Origin of the sequence: Paraburkholderia polaris (assembly GCF_012927345.1) — a bacterium.
GTDB classification, from domain to species: domain Bacteria; phylum Pseudomonadota; class Gammaproteobacteria; order Burkholderiales; family Burkholderiaceae; genus Paraburkholderia; species Paraburkholderia polaris.
In genome coordinates, this window is record NZ_JABBGJ010000032.1 from 115,816 (window position 1) to 131,873 (window position 16,058).

Here is a 16,058-nt window from a genome sequence, read left to right on the forward strand (position 1 = left end):
GTCTGGCTTGCGACTCAAATTAATCGTAGCTCGGAAACCACCGCACGGAAATGATACGAATGTATAGACTGTTCATGAGCCTGACGTCGATCCGGATGCGTCTCGATCGCGCGCTCAGAAATTACCGAGTATTACCTTGTTTATCGCGCCGGCTTGGCCTTCAAGGCGAGTCTTCGCTAATTGAAGGCAGACTCAGCTGGAATACGGCCCCGCGCCCGGCATTGTTGGACGCCCAAACCTGTCCTCCGTGGGCTTCGATGATCGAACGGCAGATCGATAATCCCATGCCCATTCCGTCGGCCTTCGTGGTGAAGAATGCGTCGAACAGCCGCTTTGCGCTTTCCGGATCGATGCCCGGGCCAGAGTCCTGGACAGCGACTACCAGATACCCATCGTTATCCCGATGGGACTCGATCAGTAGTTCGCGTGCGTCCTCGCCAATGTCAGCCATCGCCTGGATACCGTTTATGACCAGATTGATGAGCACTTGCTGAAGCTGAACCCGATCGCCGAGCAACGGAGGCAACCCGGAGGCGAGCTCAAGGCGCAACGAAACCCGATGATTCAATAGTTCGCGCTGAACCAGTGACATAACGTCATCGATCACATCGTTGAGTTCCAGCGGTGTCTTCCGCGGGGTAGCCTTGCTGGTGAGCGTGCGGATACGCCGGACTATTTCGCTCGCGCGCCTACCTTGGCCGATCATATGCTGCACACAGGCCCGCACCTCTTCCGGCTGCGGCGTGCTGTGGCCGAGCCATCGCAGACAGGCTTCGCCACTGGTCACGATCGCACCGAGCGGCTGGCCTACTTCGTGGGCGATGGAAGCACTCAATTCCCCGAGCGTCGTTACGCGAGTGGCATGAGCCAGTTCCACCTGCAGCGCCTGCAACTGCTCCTCCGCGCGCGTGGCCGCGGTCCGCCGCGCTATGAGTTCCGCCTCGGCCTCCTTCTGTTCGGTCAGGTCGAGTACGAACCCTACACCCTGTTCCTGCGAACCTTCCATGAGTGCGCCGCCGAGTAGAACCGGGACGCGGCGGCCGTCCTTACGGATATATTCCTTCTCATAGGACTGGCAACTCCCGTGCTGCCGGACTGCTTCAAGCGCCTGCTCATCGGCGGCGTGATATTCCGGTGGCGACATGGTGGCCCATTGAACCTGGCCCGAAAGCAGATCTTGTCGCGAATAGCCAACGATCCGAAGAAACGCGTCGTTAGCGTCGTCGACGATACCCGCCATGTCCCAGAAGAACACGCCGATGATGTTCGACTCGACGAGTCGCCGGATGCGTGCTTCCCGCTCGCGCAACTCCTCCTCCGCGAGCTTGCGCTCGCTGTTCTCCCGCTGCAGATCGGCATAGAGCAGAGCGTTCTCAAGCGAGATCGCCGCCTGGGAGGCCAGCAGTTCCAGCACGGACACGCGTTCCGGCGTGAATGCATGGGTGGTCAGGTTGTTCTCCAGATACAACAGGCCGATCAACGCTGAGCGCCGCATGATCGGCATGCACAACACTGACTTCGGTTGCCGGCGGGCGAAGTAGTCGTCCGCCGCAAAGGGATTCGATTGCATTGCATCCGTGAGCAATACCTGCTCATGGCAGCGCCGCACGTAATTGGTGATGGATTCGGGCAACACCGATTTGCGTATCGCCGACTCCGGCAACGCCTCTACGGGCAGCACCTCGCCGAGATGCCGCCGCACCTGGATCGTCTGCTGCTCGACGCTCGCTTCGGCCGCGAGGACGAGGCTCTCGTTGCGCGCGAGCAGCAAATGGCAGCTCTGCGCCCCGGCATTTTCAAGCAGGATGTGCATCAGCGTGTCGACGAGATCGTCGAGCACGATCTGGCCAGAGATGGCTTGCGAGGCTTTCGTAACCGACAGCAGATCCAGTTGTGCAACGTTGTCGAACGCAACGGCCGCCGAGGAAGCCGGCTTTTCGCGCAGTTGCGGCGCGCGCGCGTCGATCTGCCTGACCTTGCCGTCGGCGCCCCAGAGCGCAAAGCAGTTGCGCGCCTTTCGCAGATAGGTGTCGGCAAATGTGTCGAATCCACGCGTCCGGTAAAACGCCGACGCGCGTTCATAGGCAATTGCCTCGTTCTGGACGAAGCCGTGTTCGCGTGCCGATCGAATGGCATGTTCGTACAGCCGCATGGCCTCGGAGTCGTGCCCATCGAGTCGGGCGATCTCCGCGGCAATCAGCGCGGCGCGGTCCGCGAAATTCTCGGGGCAATTGTTCGCCCACGTCTCGAGCAGCTTATGGTGAGCGGACAGCGCCTCCAGATGCCTGGGCCGTTCGTCAGCCGTTGCCGAATCGCAGTGTGCTGCGCGCGCCAGTGCGCCATAGAAATGATATTCCACCACCTCGAAGCAGAAGGGTGACGTCCACAGCAACAGCTCAGCATTCGATCCCGCCGCGATGGCGCAAGCGTAGTCACCTGCATGAAAACGCGCTTGCAACTTGCGAATCCAGTACCAGCAAGTGACGAGTGCCAGCCCCGGATCGGCGTCCAAATGCCGCTCGAACCGGTCTTCGTCGAACGCAGCATCGTTGAAGGAGCCGAAGTCGGGCGTCATACCGCGGAGTGCTTTGATCAGCCTGAGTTGCGCAGTCATGACGTCCGCGACAAATTCGAACCGCATTTTTCGTGCGAGCTCGAGGCCGCTTTCGGCTTCTCGCTGCACATCGCCGAGCGGATCTCCGGCAGCGAGAAGATTGGTGATCAGGTTGTTGGCGCAATAGCCCGAGAACGTGAGGTCGCCAGTCTGGTTGGCCGTGTCAAAGGCGAGTCGCAGCAAGTCGCGACCCGAACGTACGGGCCTCGTCCAGGGGACGATGAAGGCGCCAAAGCCCGCGTAGACGCGGGCTTTGAAGCGATCCATCCCGTGCTTCTCGACGAGGTCGACGCCGAGCTTGCCGAACCGGAACCCGGCCCGGTAATCGCCGAATTGCGGCCCGAGGGTCATGCCGAGCATGACATAGGCGAATCCCGAGCCGTCGCTGTTTCCATGCTCGAGGCTCAGATTCGCCATGCGGCCGGCGATAAGGCAATACAGGTTCATGTCGGTGGCATGAGCCGGCGGCTGGACGGCAGTGAGCACGTCCAGGGTGGCGCGGCAGAGGGGATCGGTCATCAAAGGCAAATCGAGGAGCTGCTCGATCGAGCGGTTGCCCATCCGTTGCCACAATCGCTCATATTCCTGTTGCACTTCCTCTTTTTGCGGGTGCGCCGACCACGTGACGCCGACGGTACGGAGATACGCGAGGCTTACTTCAACGGCACGCTCGGCTTGCCCTGCGTTCATGTAAAGCGACATGCGCAGGCACGCGACGGCGGCCTTATCGATGAGGTTCGCGGCTTGGTGTGAAAGCATCGACAGTTGTTGTTCCGCCGTCGTCAGGTAGCCGTTCAGGAATTCGCATTCGGCACGCTGAAAACCGAGCGAGAAGGTGAGCGCAGCGTGCCGGTTCGGACCATCCTCTGCCGCCAGCGCGTGGCCGGCAGTGAAGTAGGCCAGTGCCGATGCGTAAGCCGTCGCTGCCTTGGCACGCATGCCTGTGGTGAGATTGAGTTCAGCTATGCGCTCGCGCTCCTCCTGTGCCGTGATCAGCGCGGCGCCCCGGTTGAACTGGTTCGTCACGTCGAACAGATGCTCGGCGAGCTCGTCGGCCGTCATGCTTGAGAGAAGGACGCGGCCGATGCGCAGATGCACCTCGCTGCGGCGTCCTTCGGGAAACAGTGAATAAGCGGCTTGCTGGATCCGGTCGTGCAGGAACTTACCGCTGCCTTGGGTGCGCAAGATCAGATTTTCGCGCACAGCAGGCGCAAGGTGTTGCTCAACCTCGGCCTGGCCGCTGACCAGCGCGAGAATCCGCAGGTCGAACTTGTTGCCGAGGCAAGCGGCCAGTTGCAGCGCTTCCTGGGCCGGGATCGGGAGTTGCCGTAACTTGCCCAACATCAGATCGACGACGTTGTCGGCAAAGTCTTTCGCTTTGATCTGTTCCAGGTCCCACCGCCAGGCCCGCATTTTTGCATCGTGCTGTAGCAAGCCCTCCTTGTGCAGCGAATCCAGGAACTGGGTAAAGAAAAACGGGTTGCTCTCGGTGCGTTCACAAATGAGGTGTGTGAGCGCCTCGCAGGACGCGGGTGGCGCATGCAGCGTGTCGACCACCAACTGGTTCAGATGCACGGCGGACAACGGCGCGAGATGGATGTCGACCACCGGCGTGCCACTGTGGTGGATCGCATCGAGGCTCTTCATCAGCGGATGCGCTCCGGTCACTTCATTGTCGCGATAGGCGCCGATCAGCAGCAGATAACAGGTGTCCGGGTGGGTGAGCAGGTGCTCGACGAGCGCCAGGCTGGCTGCGTCGATCCACTGCAGGTCGTCCAGGAAGAGGACCAGCGGGTGTGCCCTGCTCGTGAACACTGTCACGAATTGCCGGAAGACCCGGCGGAACCGGTTTTGAGCCTCCGTCGGCGGCAGCGGCGGTACCGGAGCTTGCGCGCCGATGATCAACTCGACTTTGGGCAGCACATCGAGAATGAGTTGGCCATTGACCCCGACCGCAGCCTGCAGTTGTTGCCGCCAGCCGGCGATGCGTGCTGCACTTTCGGCCAGCAGTTGCTGCACCAACTCGCCAAACGCTTGCGTAAGGGTGGCATAGGGAATGTCTCGCTGGTACTGATCGAACTTGCCGGAAATGAAGTAGCCACGCTTCGCGACGATCGGCTTATGCAAGGCGTCGACGAGCGACGACTTGCCGATGCCCGAGTACCCGGAGACGGTCGCAAGCGCTGCCTGGCCGGTGGCCGCCATGAGCTCGAATACACCGAGGAGCATATTCGACTCCTGGTCGCGCCCGTACAGCCTGTGTGGAATCTGGAAGCGATCCGATAGATCGTCAGTGCCGAGCTGGAACGGCTCGATCCGGCCCGAGGTGTGCCATTGCGCCAGACAGCGGTCAAGATCGGATTGCACTCCACGCATGCTTTGATAGCGATCCTCCGGCAGTTTGGCCAGTAGTTTCATCACGATGTCCGACACCGGTTGCGGCACCGCGGGCTCAATGTCACGCGGCGGCGGTGGCATGCGGGCGATGTGGCAATGCGTCCATTCCAACGGATCGCTCGCCTGGAACGGCAACTGGCCGGTCAGCATGCGATAGAGCACGACACCCATCGAATAGCAATCGGTCCGGTAATCTACCGGACGATTCATGCGGCCGGTTTGCTCGGGGGACATGTACGCCCACTCGCCCACGGATGCAAAAAGGTCCTCTGGTGAGACGGTGTGTTCCTGGGTCGTCGCGAGGCTGAAATCCACCAGCAGAACCTGGCCAGTTTCTGGGGCGACCAGAATATTGGCCGGCCGCAGATCTCGATGGATGATGTGGGCGGTGTCGATGCCCGCCAATGCATCGGCGAGGTGATGCGCAATCGCCAGGCAGCGAGGCAGGTCCGGGCGCGGGCCGTGGCACAACACGGTTTCGAGCGACTCACCTGAGAAATCTTCCAGAACCAACACCAGGCGACCGCGGTCATCGATCAAGGAATGCGGTTTGGCAATCCCGGCGACTTTCAACGTTTGAAGAAGCAGATATTCGCGCTTGAGACCGGCGGATTGGGCGGTGCCGGCATGTTCGGGAAGGAGCTTCAGGAGCACCGGCATTCCGTCCGCCAAGCGGCGGGCACGGTAGAGGGCCGCGCCCGCAGTCTTGTAGACCCGATCAATGGTCTGACAATTCGCGATAATCATTGCGCCCCCTTGTCTGCCGACGACCTGGTCCGGCACCTGCACGTCGCATTGCGCTGTTGAATGGGGCGCAGGCCTGCATGAATGTTGGCCTCATCCAAAGTGATCACGTGGTGACCCGCAACGATTTACAATTAGTTTACTCGGTTGCCAACAAGGTGCGGGAGCATTGGCAAGTTGATGAGCGTAAGACAAGCCGCATTCAGGGGCGGCAATCGGTCAGAAGGCGATCGACGGATGCCGGGCGAACTCGGCGAGATTCGCACCTGGCAGCCAACCCCTGTTGCGAGCTGTCTGGGATCCAGTGACGCGCGCAATCGTGGCGGCGTAAAATTGGGTGCATGCCAGCAGGGTGTGATTGCCTTCCGGCTTCGCGAGGTGTCCAGATGACTACTAGACCGGGCCGCCAAACAACGGACAAACCCGAAGCAACCGACGGTTCCGTCATCTACGTCGTCGATGACGACGAGGGAATCCGGCGCGCCCTTGACTTGCTGCTGCGCTCCGTAGGGTTGCGTGTCGAAACGTTTGAGTCCCCGGACGATTTTCTCCGGTTTCCTCACTTCGCGGGACCGAGCTGCCTTATCCTGGACGTGCGACTCCGCGGGAAAAGCGGCATGGCTTTTCACCAGGAAATCGTCAATAGCGGTATGCGCATTCCCGTCGTATTCATGACGGGTCATGGAGACATCGAGATGGGGGTGAAGGCAATGAAGGCTGGTGCGCTCGATTTCTTCGCGAAGCCGTTCAAAGACCAGGACATGCTCGACGCAGTGGCCCAGGCCTTGGCGCGTGATAGTGAGCGAATCGCGGCAGAAGCCGCCCTGGCCGGTCTGCGCGCTTCGTACCGGTCTCTTTCGCCGCGCGAGAAAGAGGTGATGGCCTTTGTTTTGTCTGGTCTGCTGAACAAGCAGATTGCCTCTGAGATGAACTTGAGCGAGATCACGGTCAAGGTCCACCGTGGACAGGTCATGCGAAAAATGAACGCGCGCTCGATGCCGGACCTTGTCCGCAAGGCCGAATCGCTTGGTATCAAGCCCTTTCTGCCCGATGGCCGTCATGGCTGAATGCCATCGTGTACGAGCGCTTGTGCAGACTATTCGCTCAGTGAAGTCTCCTTGCCCCGCTTATACGTCCGTATAAGACCGTTACCCTAATGCGGTATCCGCCTATCCGACCGTAGAGTAGACTCGCCATCCGGCTAAACCTACTCTTCTCTTATCGCGACACGCTTGCTGGTATTGCAGCGCATAGCTCGCGGTTCGGCACGACGACCACATGGCACTTTCGGATGGCCGCCCGACCGATTCCCTTATAAATGTCAGCAAGGAATCATCGTGTCACATGTTCTACGTAGCTGGATTCATATCGGCAGCAACTCATATAACGAGTACACATTCGTGCCGTGGCTTGGCAGGACCGTTTATCGCCGGACGGTCGACTTCTCCGCCATATGCATCCAGTAGCCGCAAGTCGGGCGTTGTTCGACCCCTTGGGTTGTTCGACTGCTGCTTCAATATTTGCTGAGGATGGGAAACGATCGTGAACGTCGAAATCAATACGAATGCTGACAGTCGGTCAGAAAGTGAATCTGGTCATGCGCATGCTTTCCCTGTATTTTCCTCATCCCATCACCCATCGCATCGGCCGGACCGACACACTTCAGCGCCCGAGATTCGAGACCCGTGGGCGACCACGCTCGCCGTCATCGACCAATTTTTTTCTCCGCCAGACCCGATGCGGAATTCTCCGAACCTGTCCGGTCGCTCCCGCCTGGGGGGCGAGCCGCTCAATTCGCGCAAGTCGAACGGTAGTGACGTGCGCACCTATACTGTGACGGTCGTGGAGGAGCTGGCCAATTCGCTCTTCGCATTGCGCTGGCACGACGCGACATTTTGCAACTACGAGGAGCAAATCTGGGCACCGTCCCTCGCTCGCGCTGTGGGGCGTTGCGCCCTGTCCGGCGAGCGCATCAACAAGGGCGACCCGATCTACCGTCCCCGAATCCGCGGACGGGTCGTCCCACTTAACAGCGATGCAGTGATCCTGGCCAGCGAGCTGATTAAGAGCACGCGCGCCTGAAACGCGCCGGAGTTGGCGCAAGTTGACTCAAACTCACTGTTAAAGCATCGCCAGCGCTGGCAAGTCTTCGCGCTGCGATTCGCTCAGCACGCGCTCTCCTTTGGGCCGTCCACTCATCGTTGCCTCCGCGTACCAGGCGCACGAGCCAATGTGAAATTGAGAGAACCGGTTATCGACCGGATTCGCGGACCCCACGTTCCCCGTCGTTCACCGGATCGCCGGAGCGAAAGCGCTGCCGGTATTCGACGGGACTGATCTGAAGCCGGCGGCTAAACGTGCGCCGAAGGGTATCCGCGCTCTCAAAGCCGCAACGCTTCGCGATTTCGCCGATCGGGTGACGGGTGCTTTCGAGGTAGCGTCGCGCGGCGTCGATGCGCGCGTCGTTCAGGAATGCGATGAGACTGATGCCGCATTCCTTGGTGAAGAGGCGGGACAGATTGCGCGGACTCATTTTGAGCCGATGCGCAAGCGACGTGGTCGTATGATTCAGATGAAGATTGTCGAGCAGGTACTCCTGAATCGACTGGATCTGGGAATCGCTCGCGGCCTGGGTTTCCAGCAGCGGGCTGAACTGCGACTGGCCGCCCGCACGGCGCACGTACACGATCAGATACTTCGCGACGTCGAGTGCCATTTTCTTGCCGAAGTCATCTTCGATCATGACCAGCGCGAGATCGATTCCGGCGGTCACGCCTGCGGTCGTGTAGAGGCCGCTGTCATTGACGTAGATCTGGTCGGGTTCGACCTTCGCCTTCGGAAACATCGCCGAAAGACGCGTGGCGTCCATCCAATGGGTCGTGACTGTCCGGTTATCGATCATGCCGGCCGCGCCGAAAGCAAAAACGCCGTTGCAGATAGCGGCGATTCGCCTGGTGCTCTTGTGCTGCTTCGCGAGCCATTCGCTGAGCGTCGAGTCTTCGAGTACTTCGAATACGCCGAGGCCGCCGGGCACGATCACGGTATCGAAATGCGGGCACGGATCGAAGATGGTCCGGTCCGGCATAACCGTTAGCCCGCTGGAAGACAGCACGCTGCCCCGCGTCGTGCCGATCGTCAGCATTTCGTATTCGCACGCCCCCTGACTGAGAACGCGGACCTCCGCAAAGGCGTCTTTGGGGCCCGCGATATCGAGCAGTTGGAATCCGGGGAACAGGACCATGCCGACGGTGATCTTGCGCATAGGTGTCACTCAAAATGGAGCGGAGGCTGGCGCGACGCATGCCGCATGCGCTCACCTAGCGGCTCGTCTCGAGTTCGTCGAAGCGCCGGGTTCGGTAAAGCACCATCGAGACGATCCAGCTCGCGGCGAAGATACCAATGATGACGTAGCCCAGCGTGCCGAAGTTGTCGTTCAACGTACCGATAGCATCCCACAGCTTGCCTTCGAGCTTCAAGTGGTCAGAAATCAGGCCCAAGGCTTCGATCGTACCGACCAGCAGCGCGACCGCGACCGACACCAGCGTGATCGTCATGTTGTAGTAGATCTTACGAATCGGCTTGAGATATGCCCAGCCGTAGGCGCCGAGCATCAGGTGACCGTCGAGCGTGTCGACCAGCGACATCCCCGCGCTGAAGAGCGCCGGGAACACCATGACCGCCCATGGCGAAATGCCATGCGAAGCCTGCGACGCGGACATGCCGAGCAGGCTCACCTCGGTCGCGGTATCGAAACCCAGTCCGAACAGAAAGCCGAGCGGGAACATGTGCCAACTGCGCGTGACGAGCCGAAACATCGGACGAAAGAGCCGGGCGAGGAGGCCGCGATCGGCTAGCAGCATGTCGAAGTCGTCGTCGACGTAGGCGCCGCCTGCGCGTACGTGGCGCCATGCCTGGAAGATCGATTTCAGAATCAGCAGGTTCAGGAACGCGATCGCGAACAGGAAGAGGGTCGATACCGACGTGCTGATCAGTCCGCCCAATTCCTTATATTGGGTAAAGCGGGTGTTCAACACGCTTGCGACGGCTGCGACCGCGAGCGAGGCGATGACGATAATGGTCGAGTGACCGAGCGAGAAGAAAAAACCCACGGCGACAGGGCGTTTCTTTTCCTGCATCAGCTTCCGGGTCACATTGTCGATCGCGGCGATGTGATCTGCATCGACCGCATGGCGCAAGCCCAGTCCATAGGCGATCAACGCGGTGCCGAGCAGGACCGGGTGGTGCCAGAACGACACGAACGCCCAGATCCACGCGCCGGCGTTAGTCACCAACAGCAGGCCGTAGATGCCGAAGAGCTTGCGCTGGACCTGCGGATCGGATCCGGTGAGTACATTGGACAGTTGCTTGAGCATGGTAGATCTCCTGATGAAACTTCGTTGTGCGATATGGCGGGCGTTCTGGTGCCCTTGCCTGAGCGCCGGAAGCAAGGGCACGGCTTAGTTGCTGGACGGACGCAACGCGCGCAGATTCAGCGACGCCACATCTGTGGCCGACAATACCCCGGCCTGCGTCACGGTCTTTTCGAGGGCGAGCAGAAAGCGCTCGTAGTAATCCCACGGCGGCTGCCCCGCGCAGTATCCGTCTTCCCATTCGGCTATCGACTCGATGAGATTCTGACGGAAGTCTGCCCACTCGAAGTGCCCCGCCTTCGACAGCGAAAGCGCGAGCCCGAATACCTGCCGTTCCCATGGCTTGTCGAACAGCAGTTTGCCTTGCATGCGCGGCGGAGAGTCCGGATGTCCAAGCATGCTGGAGGCGGCATATTCCTCGAACCGGGTAAACATGATCAGACCGCCGGCCGTGGCGATGCGCAAGGCGAGGGCACCAGCGCCACACCCATCATCGCTTCGGGCGTGACGAGCGCGGCCAGTTCCGCTTCGCTCATGCCTTCGGTGCCGGCGGGCCGTTCCGGAATGACGAACCAGCGGATTTGCGCGCTGCTGTCCCATACCTTGACTTCCGTATCGTCCGAAACCGGCACGCCGAACTCCTTCAGCACGGCACGCGGTTCGCGCACGCCGCGCGCGCGGAACACCGGGTCCTTGTACCAGTAGGGCGGCAGACCCAGCACGGGCCAGGGATAGCAGGAGCAAAGCGTGCAGATGACGAGGTTGTGAACGCCGTCGCCGTTGGCGACGGCGGCCATGTGTTCACCTTCCGCGCCTTCCATCCCGGCCGGGAAGTCCATTTCCGCAATCGCTTTCGGTGTGTCTTCGACAAGGCGTTTCTTGAACGCCGGATCGATCCACGCGCGCGCCACAATTTTTGCGCCATTGAACGGTCCAGCCATCGTTTCGAAATGACTGAGCACGGTATCGACCGAGTCGCTGCCCAGCACGCCTTTTTCGATCAGAAGCGCTTCGAGCGCCCGTACCTTGGCCGCGCTCGCGGCCTCGCGCTCGTCGTCGTATTTGAAAAGTTCGCTCATGTTAGTTCCGTACCGGATGATGGGTGTAGAGATTCAGTTCGATGCGGCGAGATACGCTTCGTAAAGATCGGCGTAAATCGTCGTGTTCGGTTCGCTCTTGTCCTTGCCCCAGATGTCCTCGGCTTTGAATGCAACGCGATAGACGGGCATCGGCTCGCCGATGCCGTCGGGACCGGTCGAGACGAAGTAGGAGTAGGTGCCCGGATAGACGAGGTCGATCACGCCGCGCTTGTTGCGCAGGTAGCCCGGCAACCGCGTGTGATCGACGGCGGCCGGATCGGCTATGCACACCTCGGCGCCGGTTGCGAAACGCGGTGCCTGCTTCAGTGCGTTCAGCCCCGAGTCACCCTTTGCGAGGTAGTCGTTGATCTGGGAGGCAATTGCCGGATTCGGCTGGGCAGGTAGCGGCGCATCCGGATGGGCACGGTAGTGCGCGGTCTTCTGCTCGAGTTCGTCGGCCGATACATAACCCTGATCGACGAAGAATTGCGAAATCCCCATCAGCCATTTTTCGTAGTACCGGTATTTGAAGTATTCGAACGGCTGCATGCCTTCGGCGCCGGTACGCAGCGACGCCCAGGTCCACGTGTCCCTGAACGTGGTAGGCAACGTCGCCACCGGGTACTTTGGCAGCGCGTCAGACAGATGCGTGCTTTCTGCCATCATCACCGTATGAATGCCGAAAATGCGCTTCTCCCACGACTCGACGAAAACCCGTGTCTCGACATTGACGGGTCCGAGGTTTTCGAGCCCGCCAAGGCTATGCTGTAGTTTCATGATGTGCGGTTCCTGAAGTGTGAGATCAGTTGAGTTGAGGCTGTGGCTTGTGGCTCAGTGCTTCGCCGAGCGCTTCGGAGACGATGCCGAAGACGGCGCCGGTGATGAGCGCGGCGGCGGCCACCAAGGCGGGGTTCTGGAGGCCGGCTGTGGTGATCGCATGACCGGTGGCGACGGTGGTGCCGACCGTCGAAGCGAAGCCCCACACGACTGCGGGCAGCACGTTCAGTAGCTTCAGTTTCGACACCTGCACCATCGCCGCACTCCCGACACCGACGCAAATCGCCGCGGCGAGCGGTGCCGGGCCGGTATTGGCGATGGCCAGCAGCGAGAGCGACGCGATGACCAGGCCGGTGAGGTTCGACGCGACGCTCTGCACGAAGCCGCGCGGACCGCCGCCGACCACGAAGAACGACGCCCACGCGATAAAGGTGACCCACACCGGGACCGGAAACACCGTTGCCGTGACGTAGGTGTCGACGACAGCGAGCACGCCGATACTGACGGTAAGCGCATCAGTCTTCTTCATTGCAGACTCCTTGAGGTAAGTGCGGCTAGTGGATACAGCTGAGAAACGATTCGCGTAGTTGCGGGAAATCCAGATTGCGGCCGATGAATACGAACTTGTTTTCGCGCGGCTCGTCCTTCTGCCATGCGCGTCCGGGTTCGGCTTCCAGCAACATATGCACGCTATGGAAATGGAACTGCCGCGCTTCGGCGTGGAAGTTGAGGACCCCTTTCATTCGCATCAGTTGCTGGCCTTGCTGCTGTACGAGTTCGTTGATCCAGCGGTTAAAGCGCGTCGCATCGAGGTCGCCCTTTTCGACCAGCGCGCACGACTGAATCGACGTGTCGTGTTCGTGATCGTGAGCGCCCTCGTCGAGCAGATCGGGCTCGATCGCGAGCAGCGTGGGGAGTGAGAAGCGGCGCACATCCAGCAGAGCGTCCGCACGGATTTTCGAACGGGTCGAGGTGATGATGGCGGCGGTTGGATTCAATGAACGGATCGTCCGTTCGATGGCGATTAGCTCGTCTGCCGTGATCAGGTCGAGCTTGTTGATCAGAATGACGTCGGCGAAGGCCACCTGTTCGCGCGCAATGTCGTCATCGAGTTGTCGGCGCAGATGCAGTGCGTCGACCACCGTGACGACCGATTCGAGATCCACGGCTTCGCGCAGGTCAGGATCGGCGAGGAACGTTTGCAGGACCGGTGCCGGATCGGCCAGGCCGGATGTCTCGACGATCAGGCGCTGCATGGGCGCCGCGCCGGTCTGTGGGCGCGCCAGCAGCGCTTTCACACTGCCGACGAGGTCCGCGCGCACTGTGCAACACACGCAGCCGTTATTGATTTCAACCAGCGCCTGTTCTTCGGCGACGATCAGCTGTCCGTCGATACCGACTTCGCCAAATTCGTTGACGACCACGCCGATTGATCCCGGCGCGCGTTGCTGCAGCAATTGATTGACGAGGGTGGTTTTGCCCGCGCCGAGAAACCCGGAGATGATGGTGACGGGAAGCTTGCGCGGTGTGGGTGTGCGGTTCATGAGAGAGTCCGTTGCTGATCGAGACTGACTCAATAGAGCGAGTACCAGGCCTGTCACCGTCATCCGTCTGTGCCGGAAATCAGCTTGTCCCGAATGCACGGAAAATGTGGCGGTTTTTGTCCGAGAGGGAAAATCAGGACAAAATGGCACGATGATGCGGCATGAATCCGATGCCAAGCGCTGGTGCAGATGTGGGATTCAATGCGCCGCGACGGTGCGGAATGCTCCGTGAATATGCGGTGCGGTGGAGATGATCAGCTGGAAGAGCTCTAACGAAAGCGCTAACGAAAGGCGCTAATGAAAGGCGCTAATGAAAGGCGCTAAAGAAGGCGCTAAAGAAGGCGCTAAAGAAGGCGCGGATATCCGCAACAACTGACCGTGCCTATGGCTATTCCGCTTTCGTCGGCACCGAGGTTTGGAAATGCTCGACCAGAAATTCGATGAACACCCTCGCACGAATGGTCTGATTGCTTCGGCTCGGATAGTAGACGTACAGATCCGCCGACGGCAGCGCGAATTCAGGCAGTACCACCTTCAGCCTGCCGCTCTCCAGATACTTGGCCAGATCCCACTCCGAACGAATCACGATCCCGTGGCCGTCCAATGCCCATCCGAGCACGATATCGCCGTCGTTGCTCGACAGCATCCCAGCCACCTTCACGACTTCGCTCTGTTCGCCGTGCATGAAGCGCCAGATGCCATAGGCGTCGTCGTTCTGGCGATGGATGATGCAGTGGTGATCGCTGAGATCGTGAAGGCTGGTCGGCGTGCCGTGCCGCTTCAGATAGCCGGGCGACGCGCACAGCAAACGCCGGTTCGACATCACACGTCGCGCATTGAGGCGTTTGTCGGGCAGCAAGCCAAACCGGATTGCCAGATCAAAACCGCTTTCGACCAGATCGATTGGCCTGTCAGTCACTTCAACCTGCACCGCAACATCCGGATAGCGCTTCGCAAATTCGGAGACGAGCGGCGCGATCGCAGTGCGACCGAAGCCGAGTGTCGCGTTCACGCGTAACAGGCCGCGTGGTGTGGAACGACCGCTCGACACCACGTCTTCCATCTCGCGGACTTCGGCCAGAATCCGCGTCGCGTGCCGCAGGTATGTCTCGCCCTCGCTCGTCAAACTGACGCTGCGCGTCGTCCGGTTGACGAGTCGCACGCCGAGCCGGCCTTCCATCTGCACGAGCCGTCTGGTGGCAGCCGGCGGCGTTAGATCAAGCGCCCGGGCGGCCGCCGAGAGGCTGCCGTGGCGAGCGACCAGTACAAAAAACTCAAGGTCAGAAGCGATGTCAGTTTTCACTGAAAGTGAATAAACAAGTGATTTGCAGTGAATTCAAAACCTGCATCCCGCGGATAAGCTATGACTTCCCACTTCCCCGAGCATTGACCCCCGTGCGATGTTTCAGGAGGTGTCTTAGTGAATTGCCCGCCAGCTATACGCTCCATGCCGACGGCACGGCGATCTGCCTGCCCGGCGATGTCGATGCGCGCAGCACGGAATCGGCGCTGCCGTCCGTGCACGATGCGACACCAAAGCCTGTGCAGCCGCCGCTGGGCCGTCATTAATTTCAGATGCCTTCGATTACCCGACCGTACCGACCATAATTTGCGAGTAACACCAGAATGACAAACAAGACTGCCGCACAGAACATTCGCGAAGCCGCTCTCGATTATCACGAGTTCCCGACCCCCGGGAAGATCGCGATCGCCCCGACCAAGCAGATGATCAACCAGCGCGACCTCGCGCTGGCGTACTCGCCGGGCGTCGCATTCGCGTGCGAGGAAATCGTCGAAAACCCGCTGAATGCCGCCCGTTTCACCGCGCGCAGCAACCTGGTCGGCGTCGTCACGAACGGCACCGCGGTGCTGGGTCTCGGCAACATCGGGCCGCTCGCCTCGAAGCCGGTCATGGAAGGCAAGGCCGTCCTGTTCAAGAAGTTCGCCGGCATCGACGTGTTCGATATCGAGCTGAACGAGTCCGATCCGCACAAGCTGGTCGACGTGATCTGCGCGCTCGAACCGACGTTTGGCGGCATCAACCTCGAAGACATCAAGGCGCCGGACTGCTTCATCGTCGAACGCGAATGCCGCAAGCGCATGAAGATTCCGGTTTTCCACGACGACCAGCATGGTACGGCCATCGTCGTCGCGGCGGCCATCACCAATGGTTTGAAGGTAGTCGGCAAGGACATCAAGCAGGTCAAGCTGGTGTCCTCCGGCGCGGGCGCAGCGGCGCTGGCCTGTCTGGATCTGCTCGTCGACATCGGCCTGCCGCTCGAAAACATCACCGTCACTGACCTGGCCGGTGTGGTCTACAAGGGCCGCGTCGAACTGATGGACCCGGACAAGGAACGCTTCGCACGAGAAACCGATGCCCGCACGCTCGCTGAGGCGATCGGCGGCGCGGACATTTTCCTCGGTCTCTCGGCCGGCGGCGTGCTGAAGCAGGACATGGTCAAGCAGATGGCTGACAAGCCGCTGATCCTGGCGCTGGCCAACCCGACCCCGGAAATCCTGCCGGAACTGGCGC

13 protein-coding genes are annotated in these 16,058 nt (G+C 60.5%); 4 read left to right on the forward strand and 9 right to left on the reverse strand.

The annotated features are described in order from the left end of the window. Positions 1-160 precede the first annotated feature (160 nt). Positions 161-5,758, reverse strand: a complete 5,598-nt coding sequence (locus HHL24_RS27755; RefSeq protein ID WP_169488546.1) for a trifunctional serine/threonine-protein kinase/ATP-binding protein/sensor histidine kinase — start codon at positions 5,756-5,758, stop codon at positions 161-163. A 383-nt stretch (positions 5,759-6,141) separates the two neighbouring features. On the opposite strand from HHL24_RS27755, the gene HHL24_RS27760 reads away from it, so the two are divergent. Together HHL24_RS27760 and HHL24_RS44855 are read left to right on the forward strand one after the other, a co-directional pair. Further along, positions 6,142-6,822 carry a response regulator transcription factor gene (locus tag HHL24_RS27760; RefSeq protein ID WP_169488547.1) on the forward strand — a complete coding sequence of 227 codons (681 nt, stop codon included), beginning with the start codon at positions 6,142-6,144 and terminating at the stop codon, positions 6,820-6,822. Between the two features lie 475 nt (positions 6,823-7,297). Next, complete coding sequence (locus HHL24_RS44855; protein ID WP_329606754.1) at positions 7,298-7,837, forward strand: DUF3331 domain-containing protein; 540 nt, start codon at positions 7,298-7,300, stop codon at positions 7,835-7,837. A 169-nt stretch (positions 7,838-8,006) separates the two neighbouring features. Here HHL24_RS44855 and HHL24_RS27770 read toward each other — a convergent pair whose 3' ends face one another. The 8 genes from HHL24_RS27770 to HHL24_RS27805 form a co-directional block, all read right to left on the reverse strand. Beyond that, complete coding sequence (locus tag HHL24_RS27770; RefSeq protein ID WP_169488548.1) at positions 8,007-9,017, reverse strand: GlxA family transcriptional regulator; 1,011 nt, start codon at positions 9,015-9,017, stop codon at positions 8,007-8,009. Positions 9,018-9,072: 55 nt separating this feature from the next. After that, positions 9,073-10,128: a HoxN/HupN/NixA family nickel/cobalt transporter gene (locus HHL24_RS27775; RefSeq protein ID WP_169488549.1), complete on the reverse strand. Its 1,056-nt coding sequence runs from the start codon at positions 10,126-10,128 to the stop codon at positions 9,073-9,075. A gap of 84 nt (positions 10,129-10,212) precedes the next feature. Continuing rightward, positions 10,213-10,560, reverse strand: a complete 348-nt coding sequence (locus HHL24_RS27780) for a nitrile hydratase accessory protein (RefSeq protein WP_169488550.1) — start codon at positions 10,558-10,560, stop codon at positions 10,213-10,215. 2 nt (positions 10,561-10,562) lie between these two features. Continuing rightward, positions 10,563-11,204 carry a nitrile hydratase subunit alpha gene (nthA, locus tag HHL24_RS27785; protein WP_169488551.1) on the reverse strand — a complete coding sequence of 214 codons (642 nt, stop codon included), beginning with the start codon at positions 11,202-11,204 and terminating at the stop codon, positions 10,563-10,565. 33 nt (positions 11,205-11,237) lie between these two features. Beyond that, entirely contained in the window at positions 11,238-11,981 is a 744-nt protein-coding gene (nthB, locus tag HHL24_RS27790) for a nitrile hydratase subunit beta (RefSeq protein WP_169488552.1), read from the reverse strand. Between the two features lie 25 nt (positions 11,982-12,006). Continuing rightward, positions 12,007-12,510, reverse strand: a complete 504-nt coding sequence (locus tag HHL24_RS27795; protein ID WP_169488553.1) for a DUF1097 domain-containing protein — start codon at positions 12,508-12,510, stop codon at positions 12,007-12,009. A gap of 25 nt (positions 12,511-12,535) precedes the next feature. Next, positions 12,536-13,525, reverse strand: a complete 990-nt coding sequence (locus tag HHL24_RS27800) for a CobW family GTP-binding protein (RefSeq protein ID WP_169488554.1) — start codon at positions 13,523-13,525, stop codon at positions 12,536-12,538. Positions 13,526-13,913: 388 nt separating this feature from the next. Beyond that, positions 13,914-14,828: a LysR family transcriptional regulator gene (locus HHL24_RS27805; RefSeq protein WP_169488555.1), complete on the reverse strand. Its 915-nt coding sequence runs from the start codon at positions 14,826-14,828 to the stop codon at positions 13,914-13,916. 122 nt (positions 14,829-14,950) lie between these two features. On the opposite strand from HHL24_RS27805, the gene HHL24_RS27810 reads away from it, so the two are divergent. Both HHL24_RS27810 and HHL24_RS27815 read left to right on the forward strand, forming a co-directional pair. After that, the gene (locus tag HHL24_RS27810; RefSeq protein ID WP_169488556.1) at positions 14,951-15,094 is read left to right on the forward strand and encodes a hypothetical protein; all 144 of its coding nucleotides are present in this window, start codon (positions 14,951-14,953) and stop codon (positions 15,092-15,094) included. Between the two features lie 57 nt (positions 15,095-15,151). Beyond that, on the forward strand, positions 15,152-16,058 hold a 907-nt coding region (locus HHL24_RS27815), incomplete at its 3' end, for a malic enzyme-like NAD(P)-binding protein (protein WP_329606755.1).